We start from the raw sequence: 18,020 nt of genomic DNA on the forward strand, positions 1-18,020 counted from the left end.
AGCCGTATGAGTACTCGCCGCAAGGCCCCCAAGCAAGACACCGGCGATACGCCGCCCTATGAAGTCGTCGCCCTGGTGTTGCAGGGCGGCGGAGCGCTGGGGGCCTACCAGGCCGGGGTGTATCAGGGGCTGCACGAAGCGGGTATCCGGCCCAACTGGATTTCCGGCATCTCCATCGGGTCGATCAACGCGGCGATCATCGCGGGTTCCCCCGAGGATGAGCGCGTGGAGCGCCTGCGCGGTTTCTGGGAGAGCATCTGCCGCCCGGCGGGCTTTGCTTCGGTGCCCTGGGGCGAGACGCTCGGTCCCATGTTCGAGGGTTTGCCGTTCGGCTTCGGCTCGCCCGTCATGAACGGGCATGTCTCGGCATTCCAGGCCTTGTTTTCGGGGCAGCCGGGCTTTTTCAAACCGCGTTTTCCGCCGCCCTACCTGGTGCACGGCAGGGGGGCGGCGTCCACCAGCTTCTACGACACCACGCCGCTGGCCGCGACCCTGCGGGAGTTCGTGGATTTCGACCTGCTCAACAGCGGCGCCGTGCGCGCCAGTTTCGGCGTGGTCAATGTGCGGACCGGCAACTTCGCCTATTTCGACAGCCTGAAGGACACCCTGGCCCCGGAACACATCATGGCCTCGGGCGCCTTGCCGCCAGGCTTTCCCTCCGTCGAGATCGACGGCGAGCACTACTGGGACGGCGGCGTCGTGTCCAACACGCCGCTGGCCCAGGTGCTGACCACCGACAACATGCGGGATACGCTGGCGTTCCAGGTCGACCTGTGGCCCGCGCGCGGCGGTCTGCCGACCAATCTGGAGGAAGTGGCCGAGCGCCAGAAGGACATCCAGTACTCCAGCCGGACCCGCCTGGTCACGGACCAGCTGCGGCGCGTGCTCAAGCTGAGGCACGGCTTGCAGCGTTTGCTGGCGAAGCTGCCGCAAGCCGAGCGCAACGCGGCTGAATTCGACGACATCCGCAGGCTGTCCCATACGCCGGCCACCAACATCATCAACCTCATCTACGAGTCCAAGCATCGGGAGCGTTACTCCAAGGACTACGAGTTCGGCACCGAGGCCATGCGCGAGCACTGGGAGTCCGGCTTGGCCGACATCCGCGCCACGCTGGCCAAGCCCGGCATCCTGGCCCGGCCGACCGAGAACAGCTGTTTCGTCACGCACGATATCCATCGCAACGGCAAGCGCACCTGAACTGGCGGGGCAGTGGCGAGCGCTACGTTTTTGGATAGGGGCGGGACAGCTTTCTGATCGGATTGGTCTTATAGATGCCTTGCAACTTCAATGTCAGTGGGTTCCGGCGGTAGTCTTTCGGGGCAAATTGCAGCCTTGTTCCGGGAGCCGGCCGCCATCCCGCGCGGCGCGGGCCGTCCTGGTGGAGACCCGTCGTGAATGCCCCCGCTCGCCTTGCCCAGGTCGCGCCCGCCCGCGCGGCCGACATTCCCTATGCCATGGACGGCTGGTGGACCCTGGTCTACCAGGGCTGGACCCTGCTTACGCCTCATGGCATCCGCATCGGCCTGACCGCCCTGGAACGCACTTGCCTGCTTTGCCTGGCGGGCAATCCCGCCAGGGAATTGCGGCGCGATGAATTCATGGCCGTGCGCAGGCGCACCACGATGCGCACGCTGAACGTGGCGATTTGCCGCCTGCGCGGCAAGGTCCTGCTGGCTGGCGCCCGGCTGCCGCTGCATACGGTGCACGGCATGGGCTATGTGTTTCTGGGCAAGTTGCGAGAGCTTTCCGAGAACTGATCTGTTGTATGAAATCCCCCCGGTAGTGGTATTTGAGGCACTAAAAATCAGTGATTTCCCCAATAACTGAGTTACATTACTGGGCTGATTACGTGCCTTGGACGCATGCTTCTCATTTGATCGTGGCCTGAGCCGCATTCAAATACTGCGGTTACATGACGCGATTACGGTTAATTACGCTACGCGGGGGTTTCAATGCGGTTTTCGCCTAAACGTGTTTCAGGGCTGGCTTTTTCCGGCGGGGTCCTCGCACTGATATTGGCTGGTTGCGGTGAAAAGCCGCACATGAATCCAGGCATGCCCCAGGTCAGCGTCATTACGATTCAGCCGCAGCGCGCGCCCATCGTGTCCGAACTGCCCGGCCGTGTCGATGCCGTGCGGGACGCACAGATCCGTGCGCGGGTCACCGGTATCGTCCAGAAGATCGCCTTCGAGCAAGGCGGTGACGTCAAGGAAAACCAGCTGCTCTTCAAGATCGATCCGGCCCAGTACAAGGCCACCTACGATCAGGCGACGGCGCAGCTCAAGCAGGCCCAGGCCACTCTGTTCAGCGCCAAGCTGCTGGCCGACCGCTATGCGCCGCTGGTCAAGGCCAACGCCGTCAGCAAGCAGGAATACGACAACGCCGTGGCCTCGTACCGCCAGGCGGACGCCGCTGTCGCCGCCGCCCGCGCGGCGCAGGACAACGCCGCGATCAACCTCGGCTACACCGACGTCACCTCGCCCATCACCGGCCGCATCGGCAAACCGCTGGTTACCGAAGGCGCGCTGGTCGAGGCCACCTCGGCCACGCAGATGGCCACGGTGCAGCAGTTGGATCCGATCTACGTGGACTTCACCCAGTCCACCGCGGAACTCGCGTCCCTGCGCCGCGCCTTCGCCAGCGGTCAGCTGCAGCAGGTCGGCAAGGATACGGCGCGCGCCACCATCGTGCTGGAAGACGGCTCCGAATATGGCCAGCCGGGCAAGCTGCTGTTCACCGGCATCACCGTGGATCCGACCACGGGCCAGGTGAACCTGCGCGCCGAAGTCCCCAACCCCGACGGCATCCTGCTGCCCGGCATGTATGTGCGCGTGCGTCTGGAGCAGGGCGTGGACGACAAGGCCCTGATGGTGCCGCAGCAGGCGCTGCAGCGTACCGCGGACGGCCTGCAGAGCCTGATGCTGGTCAAGGACAACAAGATCGAACAGATTCCGGTCACCACCGGCGGCGCGCTCAAGAGCAACTGGATCGTCACCAGCGGCCTGAAGGCTGGCGACGTGGTCGTGGTGGAAGGATTCCAGAAGGTCCGGCCCGGCGCTCCGGTGCAGGCCAGCGAATGGAAGAGCGGCACGCCCGCGCCGGGCGGCCAGGCCCCCGCGCAACCGGGCGCCAAGCCCGCGGAATCCGCCCCGCAGCCTGGCGCCAAGCCGGCCGAGCCTGCGCAGCAAGACAAGGCCGCAGGCCAGAAATCTTAAGCGGCACGCGGCGCAAGCGCCGCGTTCCTCTTTGGTGAGCATCGCTTTCAGAGTCAGCCCACATGCCGCAATTTTTTATTGATAGACCGATTTTCGCCTGGGTAGTCGCCCTGTTCATCCTGCTGGCCGGGGTGTTGGCGATTCCGAACATGCCGATCTCGCAGTACCCGGACGTGGCGCCGCCAGCGATCACGATCACGGCGACCTATCCCGGCGCTTCGGCCAACGAAGTGGCCGAGCAGGTCACCAGTATCATCGAAGACCAGCTCAACGGCGCCAAGGGCCTGATCTACTACGAGTCGGTCAGCGATTCCTACGGCACCTCGACCATCACCGCGACCTTCGCTCCGGGGACCAACCCGGACTTGGCGCAGGTGGACGTGCAGAACCGCGTGTCCAACGTGGTCGCGCAGTTGCCCACCGCCGTGCAGCAGCAGGGCCTGCAGTATGAGCAGACCAGTACCGGCTTCCTGATGGTGGCGGCGGTGTCGTCCACCGACGGGTCGCTGGACCAGACCGCGCTGGCCGACTACATCACCCGCAACATCAAGAACCCGGTGTCGCGCGTGCCCGGCGTGGGCCAGTTCCAGTTGTTCGCGGCGCCGCGCGCCATGCGCGTGTGGGTCGATCCCGCCAAGCTGGTCGGTTTCAACCTGAGCATGTCGCAGGTCAACCAGGCCATCGCCCAGCAGAACGTGGTGATTTCCGGCGGCAGCATCGGCGCGCCGCCCAACCCGGATTCGCAGCGCATCACCGCCACGGTCACGGCCAACGGCCAACTGAGCACGGTGGAAGGCTTCGGCAAGATCGTCCTGCGCGCCAATACCGACGGCTCCAAGGTGCTGCTGCGCGACGTCGCCCGCATCGAAGTCGGCGCGGACAATTACCAGTTTGGCGCCCGCCTGAACGGCGTGCCCACGGCGGCCTTCGCCATCGTGCTGTCGCCGAACGCGAACGCGCTGGCCACCGCGCAGGGCGTGCGCCAGCAGATGGAGGAACTGTCCAAGTACTTCCCGGGCAACATCAAGTACTCCATTCCGTACGACACCGCGCCCTACGTGAAGGTGTCCATCGAGCAGGTGGTCCACACCCTGGCGGAAGCCATGGTGCTGGTGTTCCTGGTGATGTACCTGTTCCTGCAGAACGTCCGCTATACCCTGATCCCGGCCCTGGTCGTGCCGGTGGCCATGCTGGGGGCGTTCGCGGTGATGCTGGCGCTTGGATTCTCCATCAACGTGCTGACCATGTTCGCCATGGTGCTGGCCATCGGGATTCTGGTGGACGACGCCATCGTGGTGGTGGAGAACGTCGAGCGGATCATGTCCACAGAGGGCTTGCCACCCAAGGAGGCCACCAAGAAGGCCATGCCGCAGATCAGCGGCGCCATCATCGGCATCACGCTGGTGCTGGTGACGGTGTTCCTGCCCCTGGCCTTCATGAGCGGTTCGGTGGGCGTGATCTATCGCCAGTTCTCGATCGCGATGGCCGTGTCCATCTTCTTCTCGGCGCTGCTGGCCCTGACCTTCACCCCGGCGCTGTGCGCCACCATCCTCAAGCCGGTGCCCAAGGGTCACCACGAGGACAAGAAGGGCTTCTTCGGCTGGTTCAACCGCAAGTTCGACGCCACCACCCATAACTACCAGAACTGGGTGTCGCGCATGCTGCACAAGGGCGGCCGCATGATGCTGGCGTTCCTGGTGCTGGTCGTGCTGCTGGGCTGGCTGTACCTGCGCCTGCCTTCGTCCTTCCTGCCCGAGGAAGATCAGGGCTATGTGGTCAGCAACATCGAGCTGCCCACCGGCGCCACCGCCAACCGCACGGTCGAGGTCATCGAGCAGGTCGAGAAATACTTCTCGGGCGTGCCGGCGGTCGAGAACATCATTGCCGTGCAGGGCTACAGCTTCAACGGCAACGGCCTGAACGCCGCTATCGCCTTCGTTACGCTGAAGGACTTCAGCGAGCGCAAGGAACGCAAGGATTCCGCGGGCGCGATCGCCTTCCGGGCCTTCGAAAAGCAGCTGATGGGCATCCATGACGCGCAGGTGTTCACCTTGGTGCCGCCCGCCATTTCGTCGCTGGGCAACGCTACCGGCTTCGACTTCCGCCTGCAGGACCGCGGCGCGGCGGGTTCCGCCGCCCTGGCTGCGGCGACGGGCGAACTGATGGGCCTGGTCATGAAGAGCCCGGTGCTGTCGCAGGTGCGTATTACCGGCCTCGGGCCGGGCGCGCAGCTCAACCTGACGATCGACCGCGAGAAGGCGGCCGCGCTGGGCGTGGACTTCAACGAGGCCGCCTCGCTGATCTCCACCGCGGTCGGTTCCGCCTACCTCAGCAAGTTCCCCAACCTGGGCCGGATGCAGAACATCTGGGTGCAGGCCGACGCGCCGTACCGCATGCAGCTCAATGACGTGCTGCAGTTGAATGCGCGCAACGGCCAGGGCGGCATGGTGCCGCTGTCCACCTTCGTCAAGGCCGAATGGAAGCAGGGTCCGGTGCAGGTGGTGCGCTACAACAGCTACGAGTCCATGCGTATCGGCGGCGACGCCGCGCCTGGCTACACCACGGGCGAGGCGATGGCCGAGATGGAGCGCCTGGTGGGCCAGTTGCCGCAGGGCTTCGGCTACGAATGGAACGGCCTTTCCTACCAGGAACGCCAGGCCGGCAACCAGGCTCCGATCCTGATGGGCTTGTCGCTGCTGGTGGTGTTCCTGGTGCTGGCCGCCCTGTATGAAAGCTGGGCCATCCCGATTTCGGTGATGCTGGTGGTGCCGCTGGGCATGTTGGGCGCGGTGGCGCTGATCAGCGCGCTGGGCATGTCCAACGACGTGTACTTCCAGGTGGGCATGGTGACCGTGATCGGCTTGGCGGCCAAGAACGCCATTCTTATCGTGGAGTTCGCCAAGGACCAATACGCCCGCGGCATGGGGCTGTACGAGTCCGCGGTGGAAGCCGCGAGACTGCGTTTCCGCCCCATCCTGATGACCTCGCTGGCCTTCATCCTGGGCGTGGTGCCCCTGGCCATGGCGACCGGCGCAGGCGCCGCCAGCCAGCGCGCCGTGGGTCTGGGCGTGCTGGGCGGCATGTTGGCCGCCACGCCGTTCGCGGTGATTTTCGTGCCGACCTTCTTCGTGGTGGTGCTGGGCCTGTTCAAGACCCGGCCGCGCCTGCTGGGCGCCGAACTGCGCGCCTTCGAAGAAGAGCAGGCGGCCAAGAAGGCTGCAGCCGGACAGGCTGCACCGGACGCCGCCGCGCAACACCCCGCACAACCCAACGGTGGCCAGGAGGGCAAGGAATGAAAGCCCTGAAGTTCAAACAGACCGCCTTGTCCGCTTTCGTGGCGGTGGCGTTGGCCGGCTGCTCGCTGGCGCCTGATTACAAGCGTCCCGACGCGCCGGTCTCCGGCACGTGGCCCGATCAGCCCAAGGTCCAGTACGGCGGCTACGCCAAGCCCACGTCGCTGGGCACCCAGCCGTCCACCGCGGTCATGCCGCAGGAAGGCACGCCCGCCGCCAATCTGGGCTGGCGCGAGTTCTTCCGCGATCCGCGCCTGCAAGGCCTGATCGAGCTGTCGCTGGCCAACAACCGCGACTTGCGCGTGGCGGTGGAAAGGGTGGAAGAGGCCCGCGCCCAGTACGGCATCCAGCGCGGCGCGCAATGGCCCAGCATCGGCGCCGGCATCCAGGGCCAGCGCCAGCATCTGCCGCAGAACATGCGGGCTGCCGGCGCGGGTTCCATCAGCAGTTCGTACCAGGCCGGGATCGGCCTGACCACCTTCGAGATCGACCTGTTCGGCCGCCTGCGCAACCTCTCCGAGGCGGCGTATCAACAGTACCTGGCGACGGAGCAGGCGCAGAAGAGCGTGCAGATCACGCTGGTGGGTTCGGTCGCGCAGTCGTATTTCAACCTGCGCGCCGCCGAAGTCCAGCTCGACCTGACCAAGCGCACCCTGGCGGCGCGCCAGGAATCCTACGACCTGGTCAAGCGCCGTTTCGACGGCGGCGTGGCGTCCGAACTGGATCTGAACCAAGCCAAGACGCTGCTGGACTCGGCCTCGTCCGATCTGGCGCAACTGGCCCGCGCCCAGGCCCAGGCCATGAATGCGCTGGTGCTGCTGGTCGGCACGTCGCTGCCGCCGGATCTGCCGGCGCCTGCCGTGTTCGGCCGCGACCAGTTGCTGGCCACGGTGCCCTCGGGCCTGCCATCCGACCTGCTTGAGCGCCGTCCGGACATCATGGCCGCGGAAAACCAGCTGCTGTCCGCCAATGCCAATATCGGCGCGGCGCGCGCGGCGTTCTTCCCGACCATCTCGCTGACCGGCCTGCTGGGCGTGGCCAGCCCCTCGTTGGGCGACCTGTTCAAGGGCGGCCAGGGCTATTGGAGCTTTTCGCCTTCGATCACCACGCCGCTGTTTGCCGGCGGCAGCATCCGCGAAGGGCTGAACCTGGCCAAGGCGCGCGACAATATCGCCGTGGCGCAGTACGAACAGTCCATCCAGCAGGCATTCCGCGAAGTGTCGGACGCGCTGGCGGGCGAAGCCACCTACGGGGCGCAGCTGGACGCTCAGCGCGCCTTGCAGGATGCGACCGGGCGCACGCTGGAACTGTCGAATTTGCGCTATACCAATGGTATCGACAGCTACTTGCAGGTGCAGACCGCGCAGGTGGACTTTTTCAATGCCCAGCTCTCCCTGGTCCAGACCGGTCTGGCGGCGCTGATCAACCGCGTCGAACTGTACAAGGCCCTGGGCGGCGGCTGGGAAGAAACGACGAAAGTGCAATGATAGAACTTGGTGTAAACATCGATCACGTTGCCACGCTGCGGCAACAACGCCACACGGCCTATCCGGACCCGGTCCTGGCCGCGCTGCGCGCGGAGGACGCCGGCGCCGACCTGATCACGCTGCATCTGCGCGAAGACCGGCGCCACATCCAGGACAAGGACGTCTACGCCATGCGTCCGCAACTGCGCACGCGCATGAATCTGGAATGCGCGGTCACGGCGGAAATGCTGGAGATCGCCTGCGCGGTCAAGCCCAGCGACGTCTGCCTGGTGCCGGAAAAGCGCACCGAACTCACGACCGAGGGCGGCCTGGAAGTGGCGGGCGCCATGGGACCCGTGTCGGATGCGGTGGGCCTGCTGGCCGAGGCCGGCATCCGCGTGTCGCTTTTCATCGATCCGGATCCGGAGCAGATCGCGGCCGCGGCCAAGGCCGGCGCGCCAGTGATCGAATTGCATACCGGCGCCTACGCCGAGGCTGAAGGAGAGGCCGCCGAGGCCGAACTGAAGCGACTGCGCCTGGCCGTGACCGAAGGGCTGCGCCATGGCTTGCGCGTGAATGCCGGCCACGGCCTGCATTACGGCAACGTCAAGCCGGTGGCCGCGCTGGAAGGCATTGCCGAACTCAACATCGGCCACGCCATCGTGGCGCAGGCGGTGTTCGACGGCTGGGAAAAAGCGGTGCGCGACATGAAGGCGCTGATGGTGCAGGCTCGCCTGCAAGCGCTGCGCGGGCTGTGATCGCGGCCCCGGTCCCGTTCTTGCCTCTGGCTGCGCGCTGATTCCCATGTCCGACGCTTCCCGCCCCGCCGCGCCCGCAGGCGCCATTGCCGGGATCGGCATGGACCTGCTGCGCATCGACCGCATCGAGCGCGCGCTGGCGCGACACGGCGACCGCTTCGCGGAAAAGATCCTGGGCGTCGAGGAACTGCAGAAGTTCCATGCGCGCCGCGCCCGCGACCCGGTGCGCGGCCTGCGTTTCCTGGCGACCCGATTTGCGGCCAAGGAGGCGTTTTCCAAGGCCATCGGCCTGGGCATGCGCATGCCCATGACGTGGCGCCGGGTGCAGACCTTGAACGCGCCTGGCGGGCGTCCCGTGCTGGTGATCGCGCCCGAACTGCTGCAATGGTATGAGCAGCGTTTCGGCGCGGCGCATGTTTCCATTACCGACGAATCCGACATGGCCGCCGCTTACGTGGTGGTCGAACGCAAGCCCTGATCCGCGGACCCGTGTCCGCCGCCGGCTTGCCAGACTTAGACAGAAGGACAGCCTGACATGGCCAAGAAGAAATCCAGGGCGGTCCTGCCGCCCGGCCCCGTGATGGTCGACGTGGCGGGATGCACGCTGACGAAGGCGGAAAAGAAGCGCCTGCGCCATCCGCTGGTGGGCGGCGTGATTCTGTTTGCGCGCAATTTCGAAAACCGCAAGCAGCTCACCGAGCTGACGCGCCAGATCCACAAGGCCCGCAAGGAGCCCCTGCTGATCCTGGTGGACCATGAAGGCGGCCGCGTGCAGCGTTTCCGCGAAGACGGTTTCACGCCGCTGCCCGCCATGCGCGACCTGGGCGCGCTGTGGGACCGCGATCCCCTGCAAGCCATGCGCCTTGCGACCGAAGCCGGCTACGTGCTGGCCGCCGAGCTGCGCGCCTGCGGCGTGGACATGAGCTTCACCCCCGTGCTGGACCTGGACTATGGCGTCAGCAAGGTGATCGGCACCCGCGCCTTCCATCAGGACCCGCGGGTGGTCACGATGCTGTCGCGCGCGCTGATCCAGGGCCTGCAGCTGGCGGGCATGTCGGCTTGCGGCAAGCACTTCCCCGGCCATGGTTTCGTGGAAGCGGATTCGCACCACGAGATCCCGGTGGACCCGCGTCCGCTGGACAAGATCCTGAAGGACGATGCCGCCCCGTACGCCTGGCTGGGCGACGCGGTGCTGCCGTCGGTGATGCCCGCGCATGTGATCTATCCCAAGGTCGACAAGCACCCGGCCGGCTTTTCCAAGCGCTGGGTGCAGGACATCCTGCGCACCCGCCTGGGCTACGATGGGGTGGTGTTCTCGGATGACCTGACCATGGAAGGCGCCTCGGTGGCGGGCGACATCCTGGACCGCGCCAACGCGGCGCTGGGCGCGGGCTGCGACATGGTGCTGGTGTGCAACCGGCCGGACCTGGCGGACGACTTGCTCGAACGCCTGAAGTTCGCACACGCGCCCGAGTCCGTGGCCCGCATCCGCCGCCTGATGCCGCGCTTTGACGCGCCGGACTGGGATACCTTGCAGGCTGAAAGCCGTTACCAGAATGCCCGACGACTTCAATCTCAAATCGTTCCTGGCTGACCTGCCGCATCTGCCGGGCGTGTACCGGCATCTGGATGCGGCCGGCGAGGTCATGTATGTCGGCAAGGCGCGCGACCTGAAGAAGCGCGTCTCGTCGTATTTCCAGAAGAACCTGGCCAGCCCCCGCATCGCCCAGATGGTGGCGAAGGTGGCGCGGCTGGAGGTGACGGTGACGCGCTCCGAAGCGGAAGCGCTGATCCTCGAAAACAACCTCATCAAGACGCTGAAGCCGCGCTACAACATCCTGTTCCGCGACGACAAGTCTTATCCCTACCTGCTGATCACCGGCCATGACTGGCCGCGCATCGCCTATTACCGCGGCGCGACCAACAAGCGCGGCCAGTACTTCGGACCGTTTCCCAACGCCTGGGCCGTGCGCGAAACCATCCAGATCCTGCAGAAGGTATTCCGCCTGCGCACCTGTGAGGACTCGGTCTTTGCCAACCGTTCGCGGCCCTGTCTGCTGCATCAGATCGGGCGCTGTTCGGCGCCCTGTGTCGGCGCGATCGAAGCCGCCGACTACGACCGCGATGTGCAGCGCGCCGTGCGCTTCCTGAACGGGGAAGCCAAGGGCGTGATGGGCGAGATCGAAAGCCGGATGCAGCAGGCCGCCAGCGAACTGCGCTTCGAGGAAGCGGCGGCGCTGCGCGACCAGATGGGCTCGCTGGCGCGCGTGCTGCACCAGCAGACCATGGAGAACGTCAGCGGCGAGGACACCGACATCATCGCGGTGGCGATCGCGGGCGGCAAGGTCTGCGTCAACCTGGCGATGGTGCGAGGCGGCCGCCATCTGGGCGACAAGCCTTTCTTTCCCTCGCATGCCGAAGGCGAGGCCGCGCCGCAGGTGCTGGAAGCCTTCGTGGCGCAGCACTACACCGACAATGCCATGCCGCCGGTGCTGGTCTGTTCGCACGCCTTGCCGGATCCCGACCTGATCGGCCTGCTGGTCGAGCAGGCGGGCGGACGCCCGTCGCGCGTGCTGACGCGCCCGCAAGGCGCGCGCCGCGCCTGGCTGGAACAGGCGGGCAAGAACGCCGAGATGGCCCTGGCCCGCGCCTTGACCGAGTCCGGCGCCCGCGCCGCGCGTACGCTGGCGCTGGCCGAAGCGCTGGACCTGGATACCGACGAGGCCGCGCTGGACGCGCTGCGCATCGAGTGTTTCGACATCAGCCACACGGCAGGCGAAGCCACCCAGGCGTCCTGCGTGGTGTTCGAGCACCACGATATGCAGCCTTCGCTGTACCGCCGCTACAACATCGGCGGCATCACGCCGGGCGACGACTACGCCGCGATGCGCCAGGTGCTGAGCCGCCGCTTCGCCAAGGTCGCCGACGGCGAGGCGCCCATGCCCGGCCTGGTGTTGATCGACGGCGGCAAGGGCCAGGTGGAAGTCGCCCGCCAGGTGTTCGTGGAACTGGGCCTGGATGTGCAGACGCTGGTGGGCGTGGCCAAGGGGGAAGGGCGCAAGGTCGGCCTGGAGACCCTGGTGTTCGCGGACTCCCGGCCGCCGGTCGCGCTCGGCGGCGAATCCGCCGCGCTGATGCTGATCGCCCAGGTGCGCGACGAGGCGCACCGCTTCGCCATCACCGGCATGCGCGCCCGCCGCGCCAAGGCCCGCAACGTGTCGCGCCTGGAAGAGATCGAAGGCATCGGCGCCCGCCGCCGCCAGCGCCTGCTGGCCCGCTTCGGCGGCTTCTCCGGCGTGGCCTCGGCCAGCATCGAAGACCTGGCCTCGGTCGACGGCATTTCCCAGGACCTGGCGATCCGCATCTATGAAGCCTTGCGGTAATGCAACTGTGCGTCAATGCCGGCTGCCAATGCACTCCACACCCCTACAGCGCAGATGCTTCACGACTCTGGCCGCAAACGCTGCAACGGGCGTAGCGCAAAGCCGGGCCGCGCGGATCCGGCTCCGCCGGTCCGCAGCGGCGCCCCCCTGGGGGGGAAGCGCCCCCGGCGCTTCGGGGGGGCATCTTACTGTTAGCATACGAACACTATGCCAATTAATGTACCCATTATCCTGACATGGCTGCGCATCGCCATGATTCCGCTGGTGGTCGGGCTGTTCTATGTGCCCGAAAGCTGGATGTCCGTTCCCGTGCGCGACACCATTGCTGCCTGGGCCTTCATCATCGCGGCCCTGACCGACTGGTTCGACGGCTGGCTGGCGCGTCGCTGGAATCAGACCTCGGCGTTCGGCGCCTTCCTGGATCCCGTTGCCGACAAGCTGATGGTTTGCGCCGCACTGATCGTCCTGCTGGACCTCAGCCGCGTCGACGCTTTCATCGCGCTGATCATTATCGGCCGTGAAATCACGATTTCCGCCCTGCGCGAATGGATGGCCAAGATCGGCGCCAGCGCCAGCGTGGCGGTGCACCGGCTGGGCAAGTTCAAGACGGCCGCGCAGATGGTGGCGATTCCGTGCCTGCTGTACAACCAGCCGGTTTACGGCGTCAGCACCAAGCTGCTGGGCGATGTGCTGATCATCGTGGCGGCGGTGCTGACGGTGTGGTCGATGCTGTATTACCTGCAGCGCGCCTGGCCCGCCATCCGCGAAAAGGCCCTGTAGACCAGTCCGTATATATTGGTTGACAGAACGGCGGCCCGGCTCGCGCAAGGCGGCCGCCGTTACATACTAAGAGCGATCCGCCGGCGCGTCCGGTACGGCGCCTCAAAGTCCAACGCCCGGAGCACCCGGACGTTGCCGGAGACAACCCGCGCGCCGCCGCATCCGGCGCCACGCTACCTGCCGCTGACCGCGGCCGCCTGCAATGAACACCGCTGCGAATACCCTGGCCCTGGACGCCGCCGCCCGCCGGCGCGACTGGAAGATCATCCTGCTGATCGGGGTGGCCCACGCGTCCTCCCACTTCTTCCAACTGGTCCTGCCCTCGCTCTACGTCTCGCTGGGCAACGAGTTCGGCCTGGACTTCGCCCGCCTGGGGCTGCTGGTGTCCACGTTCTACGTGGTGTCCGGCATCGGCCAGGCGTCCTCGGGCTTCGTGGTGGACCGGATCGGCGCGCGGCCGGTGCTGTGGTTCGGGCTGACGTGCTTCGTGCTGTCCGGCGTGCTGATCGGGTCGGCCAACGGCTACGCCATGCTGGTGGCGGCGGCGGTGGTGGGCGGCATCGGCAATTCCGTTTTCCACCCGGCCGACTATTCCATCATCAACCATCGCATTTCCGCGCTGCGCCTGGGGCATGCTTTTTCCACGCACGGACTGACGGGCAACCTGGGCTGGGCGCTGACGCCCGTGTTCATGACCAGCATCACGCTGCTGGCGGACTGGCGCGTGGCGGCCTATAGCGCGGCCGGGTTGGTGGCGCTGGTCCTGCTGCTGACGGTGTTGGGACGCGACCTGCTGGGCGGTCCGTCGCCGCTGGAGGGCCATGCGGACGCGGAAGCCGGCAAGCTTGCCGCCAAGCCCGCGGCCAAGCCGCAGGAAAGCGTGCTGACCACGCTGTCCACGCTCTTGTCCAAGCCAGCGCTGTGGGGCGCGTTCCTGTTCTTCGCCTGCACCTCCATCGCGCTGTCGTCGGTGCAGAACTACACCATTCCCTTGCTGGGCCAACTGTACGACCTGTCCAAGGTCGCCGCCAGCTCGGCGCTGTCCGGCTACATGGTGGCTTCGGCCGTGGGCATGGCCGCGGGCGGTTTCCTGGTGTCGGCCAATCCGCGTACCGAACGCACCGTGATGGTGGCGCTGATCCTGGCGGGCCTGACGCTGGTGGTGCTGGCGCTGGGCCTGGTGCCGGCCGTGCTGGCCGCGCCGGTGGTGGCGCTGGCGGGCTTCTGCTCCGGCGTCGCGGCGCCGTCGCGCGACATGCTGATCCGCCGCGTCACGCCCAAGGGCTCCACCGGATCGGTCTACGGACTGGTGTACTCCGGCATGGATGTGGGCTCGGCCCTGGGACCGCTGGCCTTTGGCCTGCTGCTGGACGCTGGTCTGCGGCAGGGCCCCTGGGTGGGTGCGGGCGTCGCGTTCGCCGCCGCCGCTTTCCTGGCGCAGTGGATCGCGGTGCAGGCGCGGCGCGCGGAACCCGCGGCGGCCGCATCGGCCGCCGCACGTTCCTGAACCGGCCGGGGCCCGCGCCCCGGCGGTTTGACCCTACGCAAGGTTGATGCGGCGTCTCTCTGATGTAATGACCTCGTCAGTGAAGTGGTCATTACTCAGGAGAAGCCAATGAGAAGGGCAAGCGCGTTGCTGGCGGCAGGAGTCGCCTTGGGCGGTTGGATCGGTCTGGCCCATGCGGCCTCGCAGGAACCGATACAGCCGGTGGAGCCGGCGGTCATCAAGGAGCCGGCCAAGGTCGAGCTGGGCAAGAAGCTCTTCTTCGACCCGCGCTTGTCCCGCTCAGGCGCGATTTCCTGTAATTCCTGCCATAACCTGGGCATGGGCGGCGCGGACAATCTCAAGGCGTCGATCGGCCACAAGTGGCAGCAGGGCTCGATCAACTCGCCGACGGTGCTCAATTCCAGCCTGAACATCGCCCAGTTCTGGGATGGCCGCGCCAAGGACCTGCGCGAGCAGGCGGGCGGCCCCATCGCCAATCCCATGGAGATGGCGTCCACCCATGAGCTGGCGGTGCAGGTGCTGAATTCGATTCCCGGCTACCGGGCGGAATTCAAGCAGGTCTTCGGCAAGGAAGACATCGGCATCGACGAGGTCACCGGCGCCCTGGCCGCGTTCGAGGAAACGCTGGTGACGCCCAATTCGCGCTTCGACCAGTGGCTGCGCGGCGACCAGAAGGCGCTGACCGTGCGCGAGCTGGCGGGCTATGAGCTGTTCAAGAACAGCGGCTGCGTGGCCTGCCACAACGGCGTGGCGGTGGGCGGCAATTCGTTCCAGAAGATGGGCCTGGTCACGCCCTACGTCACCGAGAACAAGGCCGAGGGCCGCGCGGGGGTGACGGGCAAGGACGCCGACCGCTTCAACTTCAAGGTGCCGACGCTGCGCAACGTGGCGCTGACCTATCCGTACTTCCACGACGGGGAGGCGGCCACGCTGACGCAGGCGGTGGATGTGATGGGCCGGCTGCAGCTGGGCCGGACCTTCACGCCGGATGAGAACGCGCAGATCGTGGCGTTCCTGCAGACTCTGACGGGCGATCAGCCGGCGATCCAGTACCCGGTGCTGCCGCCGTCGGCGGACGACACGCCGCGGCCCGAGCCCTTCGTGAAATAAGGCGGTATGCGCGGGCCTACTGGCGGACGGTGCGCACGTCCGCTGGCGGGCCCGCCTCGAAGTTGCTGCGCCAGGGGTTGATGTCCAGCCCGCCGCGGCGCGTATAGCGCGCGTAGACCGTCAGTTGTTCGGGGCGGCAGGCCTGCATGACGTCGCTGAAGATGCGCTCAACGCAATGCTCGTGGAATTCGGCGTGCTGGCGGAACGAAACCACGTAGCGCAGCAGCGATTCGCGGTCTATGGGCGCGCCGCGGTAACGGATCTGCACGCTGGCCCAGTCGGGCTGGCCCGTCACGGGGCAGTTCGATTTCAACAGGCGCGAAGCCAGCGTCTCCTCGACCACGTCGCCCGCGCGGGTGCGCAGCACTTCGGGCGCGGGTTCGTAGGTGTCGATCTCGATGTCCAGCTTGTCTATATAGATGCCGTCCATTTCTCCCATCTGCAACTCGGAGAAGCGCTGCGGCAGGAAGAAATCCAGCCCCACCGGCGCGCCGGCGGCGGCGCTCAGGTCGCGCTCCAGGCGGCCGCGCAGGGCGGCCGAATTGACCAGGCGGGTCTGGTTGAACGAGTTCAGGTAAAGCTTGAAGGACTTGGACTCGATGATGTTGGGGCTGTCGGCCGGCACCGAGAAGGTTGCCATGGCCACGCGCGGCTTGCCTTTGGCGTCCAGCCAGGACAGCTCATAGGCGTTCCACAGGTCCACGCCGGTGAAGGGCAGCTTGCCGGCTTCCAGGTTCAGCGCCGCGCGGTTGTGCGAACGCGCGATGGGGAAGAGCAGCGAGGGGTCGTATTGCGAGGCGTAGGCCACGCTCTGGCCCAGCGGGCCGTGGGACAGCGTCATAGCGGAATCATCGGAAACTTGAAGAATGAACGCATTGTAGGCGGTCGGAAAAAACCCCGATTTTCCATATTGTGAAATGTAACCTTCGTCATGTGAAAGCCGCTGCTGCGTAGCAGCGGGAACCCATTTCACAGATGATAATTGCGTTTCGCAATACGAAATTGAATTTATAACCAATTGATTTACAAGAATAATATTTTTCGTCTTGTATAAGACACAAGCCCACATTGCTCCGCAGCAGAGGCATAGACTTTGTCCAACGATTCACGCAACGCAGGACGCGAATCTTTTGCAGTCTTCCCCATCACTGACCAGGAGCATCAACATGAGCAACCGCGAAACCGAAATCCGCAATCTGCAGAAGGACTGGGCCGAAAACGCCCGTTGGCAAGGCATCAAGCGCGACTACAGCGCCGAAGACGTCATCCGCCTGCGCGGCTCCATCGGCGTGGAACACACGCTGGCGCGCCGCGGCGCCACCCGCCTGTGGGAACTGCTGCATAGCGAGCCTTTCGTGAATTCGCTGGGCGCCCTGACCGGCAACCAGGCCATGCAGCAGGTCAAGGCCGGCCTGAAGGCCATCTACCTGTCGGGCTGGCAGGTCGCCGGCGACGCCAACCTGGCCGGCGAGATGTACCCCGACCAGTCGCTGTACCCCGCCAATTCGGTGCCGCAGGTGGTTCGCCGCATCAACAATTCGCTGAGCCGCTGCGACCAGGTCCAGTGGATGGAAGGCAAGAACCCGGGCGACGAAGGCTACATCGACTTCTTCGCGCCCATCGTGGCGGACGCCGAGGCGGGCTTCGGCGGCGTGCTGAATGCGTTCGAACTGATGAAGGCCATGATCGACGCCGGCGCGTCGGGCGTGCACTTTGAAGACCAGCTGGCTTCGGTGAAGAAGTGCGGCCACATGGGCGGCAAGGTGCTGGTCCCGACCCGCGAAGCCGTCGCCAAGCTGGTGTCGGCCCGCCTGGCCGCCGACACGATGGGCACGCCCACCGTGCTGCTGGCCCGCACCGATGCCGACGCGGCCGACCTGGTGACCAGCGACGTCGACGAGAACGACCGTCCCTTCATCACCGGCGAGCGCACCGTCGAAGGCTTCTTCCGCACCAAGGCCGGCATCGACCAGGCCATCTCGCGCGGCCTGGCCTATGCGCCCTATGCCGACCTGATCTGGTGCGAAACGTCCACGCCCAACCTGGAATACGCCCGCAAATTCGCCGAGGCCATCCACCGCCAGTTCCCGGGCAAGCTGCTGGCTTACAACTGCTCGCCCTCGTTCAACTGGAAGAAGAACCTGGATGACGGCACCATCGCCAAGTTCCAGCGCGAGCTGGGCGCCATGGGCTACAAGTTCCAGTTCATCACGCTGGCCGGCTTCCACGCGCTGAACTACGGCATGTTCGAGCTGGCCCACGGCTACGCCCGCCGCCAGATGAGCGCCTTCGTCGAGCTGCAGCAGAAGGAGTTCGCCGCCGCTGAAATCGGCTTCACCGCCGTGAAGCACCAGCGCGAAGTCGGCACCGGCTACTTCGACGCCGTGACGCAGACCATCGAAGGCGGCCAGTCCTCGACCACCGCGCTGACCGGTTCGACCGAAGAAGCCCAGTTCGAACACGGCAAGGAACAGAAGGTCGCGTAAGCATCGCAGGAGAGTTATG

General features: G+C 66.1%; 14 protein-coding genes. 13 read left to right on the forward strand and 1 reads right to left on the reverse strand.

The genetic code is table 11. From position 1 onward, the window contains the following. Positions 1-6 precede the first annotated feature (6 nt). The 12 genes from FOC84_RS23955 to FOC84_RS24010 all read left to right on the forward strand — a co-directional run bounded on the left by FOC84_RS23955 (position 7) and on the right by FOC84_RS24010 (position 15,515). Positions 7-1,200 (forward strand): DUF3734 domain-containing protein, encoded by a 1,194-nt coding sequence (locus FOC84_RS23955; protein ID WP_173146644.1) that lies wholly within the window; start codon positions 7-9, stop codon positions 1,198-1,200. A gap of 194 nt (positions 1,201-1,394) precedes the next feature. Then, a complete protein-coding gene (locus tag FOC84_RS23960; protein ID WP_173146645.1) occupies positions 1,395-1,760 on the forward strand; it encodes a helix-turn-helix domain-containing protein in 366 nt (121 codons plus the stop codon). Positions 1,761-1,955: 195 nt separating this feature from the next. Continuing rightward, positions 1,956-3,218, forward strand: coding sequence for an efflux RND transporter periplasmic adaptor subunit (locus tag FOC84_RS23965; RefSeq protein ID WP_173146646.1), 1,263 nt, complete (start codon positions 1,956-1,958; stop codon positions 3,216-3,218). Between the two features lie 62 nt (positions 3,219-3,280). Then, complete coding sequence (locus FOC84_RS23970) at positions 3,281-6,514, forward strand: efflux RND transporter permease subunit (RefSeq protein WP_173146647.1); 3,234 nt, start codon at positions 3,281-3,283, stop codon at positions 6,512-6,514. After that, positions 6,511-7,998: an efflux transporter outer membrane subunit gene (locus FOC84_RS23975; RefSeq protein ID WP_173146648.1), complete on the forward strand. Its 1,488-nt coding sequence runs from the start codon at positions 6,511-6,513 to the stop codon at positions 7,996-7,998. Before FOC84_RS23970 ends, FOC84_RS23975 begins: the two co-directional genes overlap by 4 nt. After that, positions 7,995-8,735, forward strand: a complete 741-nt coding sequence (gene pdxJ / locus FOC84_RS23980; protein WP_173146649.1) for a pyridoxine 5'-phosphate synthase — start codon at positions 7,995-7,997, stop codon at positions 8,733-8,735. Before FOC84_RS23975 ends, pdxJ begins: the two co-directional genes overlap by 4 nt. Positions 8,736-8,781: 46 nt before the next feature. After that, complete coding sequence (acpS, locus tag FOC84_RS23985) at positions 8,782-9,213, forward strand: holo-ACP synthase (RefSeq protein ID WP_054452884.1); 432 nt, start codon at positions 8,782-8,784, stop codon at positions 9,211-9,213. A 57-nt stretch (positions 9,214-9,270) separates the two neighbouring features. Then, positions 9,271-10,329, forward strand: a complete 1,059-nt coding sequence (nagZ, locus tag FOC84_RS23990; RefSeq protein WP_173146650.1) for a beta-N-acetylhexosaminidase — start codon at positions 9,271-9,273, stop codon at positions 10,327-10,329. Beyond that, positions 10,292-12,118 carry an excinuclease ABC subunit UvrC gene (gene uvrC, locus FOC84_RS23995; protein WP_173146651.1) on the forward strand — a complete coding sequence of 609 codons (1,827 nt, stop codon included), beginning with the start codon at positions 10,292-10,294 and terminating at the stop codon, positions 12,116-12,118. Before nagZ ends, uvrC begins: the two co-directional genes overlap by 38 nt. Positions 12,119-12,325: 207 nt before the next feature. Next, a complete protein-coding gene (pgsA, locus tag FOC84_RS24000; protein ID WP_173146652.1) occupies positions 12,326-12,898 on the forward strand; it encodes a CDP-diacylglycerol--glycerol-3-phosphate 3-phosphatidyltransferase in 573 nt (190 codons plus the stop codon). A 202-nt stretch (positions 12,899-13,100) separates the two neighbouring features. Further along, complete coding sequence (locus FOC84_RS24005) at positions 13,101-14,405, forward strand: MFS transporter (protein ID WP_173146653.1); 1,305 nt, start codon at positions 13,101-13,103, stop codon at positions 14,403-14,405. A 108-nt stretch (positions 14,406-14,513) separates the two neighbouring features. Continuing rightward, a complete protein-coding gene (locus tag FOC84_RS24010; RefSeq protein ID WP_173146654.1) occupies positions 14,514-15,515 on the forward strand; it encodes a cytochrome-c peroxidase in 1,002 nt (333 codons plus the stop codon). Between the two features lie 16 nt (positions 15,516-15,531). Here the strand turns inward: FOC84_RS24010 and queF are convergent, their stop codons facing one another. Then, complete coding sequence (gene queF, locus FOC84_RS24015) at positions 15,532-16,356, reverse strand: NADPH-dependent 7-cyano-7-deazaguanine reductase QueF (RefSeq protein WP_173146655.1); 825 nt, start codon at positions 16,354-16,356, stop codon at positions 15,532-15,534. A gap of 325 nt (positions 16,357-16,681) precedes the next feature. Here queF and aceA point away from each other — a divergent pair, with 325 nt between their 5' ends. Next, complete coding sequence (gene aceA, locus FOC84_RS24020; protein ID WP_173146656.1) at positions 16,682-18,001, forward strand: isocitrate lyase; 1,320 nt, start codon at positions 16,682-16,684, stop codon at positions 17,999-18,001. Positions 18,002-18,020: the final 19 nt, after the last annotated feature.

The organism is Achromobacter pestifer (genome assembly GCF_013267355.1).
GTDB lineage: Bacteria > Pseudomonadota > Gammaproteobacteria > Burkholderiales > Burkholderiaceae_B > Achromobacter > Achromobacter pestifer_A.

Excerpts from the sequence above, each read along its gene's own strand:
- queF (WP_173146655.1), bottom strand. The coding sequence starts at position 16,356 with ATGACGCTGTCCCACGGCCCGCTGGGCCAGAGCGTGGCCTACGCCTCG.
- uvrC (WP_173146651.1), top strand. The coding sequence starts at position 10,292 with ATGCCCGACGACTTCAATCTCAAATCGTTCCTGGCTGACCTGCCGCAT.
- FOC84_RS24010 (WP_173146654.1), top strand. The coding sequence starts at position 14,514 with ATGAGAAGGGCAAGCGCGTTGCTGGCGGCAGGAGTCGCCTTGGGCGGT.
- FOC84_RS23955 (WP_173146644.1), top strand. The coding sequence starts at position 7 with ATGAGTACTCGCCGCAAGGCCCCCAAGCAAGACACCGGCGATACGCCG.
- FOC84_RS23965 (WP_173146646.1), top strand. The coding sequence starts at position 1,956 with ATGCGGTTTTCGCCTAAACGTGTTTCAGGGCTGGCTTTTTCCGGCGGG.
- FOC84_RS23970 (WP_173146647.1), top strand. The coding sequence starts at position 3,281 with ATGCCGCAATTTTTTATTGATAGACCGATTTTCGCCTGGGTAGTCGCC.
- FOC84_RS24005 (WP_173146653.1), top strand. The coding sequence starts at position 13,101 with ATGAACACCGCTGCGAATACCCTGGCCCTGGACGCCGCCGCCCGCCGG.
- pgsA (WP_173146652.1), top strand. The coding sequence starts at position 12,326 with ATGCCAATTAATGTACCCATTATCCTGACATGGCTGCGCATCGCCATG.
- FOC84_RS23975 (WP_173146648.1), top strand. The coding sequence starts at position 6,511 with ATGAAAGCCCTGAAGTTCAAACAGACCGCCTTGTCCGCTTTCGTGGCG.
- acpS (WP_054452884.1), top strand. The coding sequence starts at position 8,782 with ATGTCCGACGCTTCCCGCCCCGCCGCGCCCGCAGGCGCCATTGCCGGG.
- nagZ (WP_173146650.1), top strand. The coding sequence starts at position 9,271 with ATGGCCAAGAAGAAATCCAGGGCGGTCCTGCCGCCCGGCCCCGTGATG.
- pdxJ (WP_173146649.1), top strand. The coding sequence starts at position 7,995 with ATGATAGAACTTGGTGTAAACATCGATCACGTTGCCACGCTGCGGCAA.
- aceA (WP_173146656.1), top strand. The coding sequence starts at position 16,682 with ATGAGCAACCGCGAAACCGAAATCCGCAATCTGCAGAAGGACTGGGCC.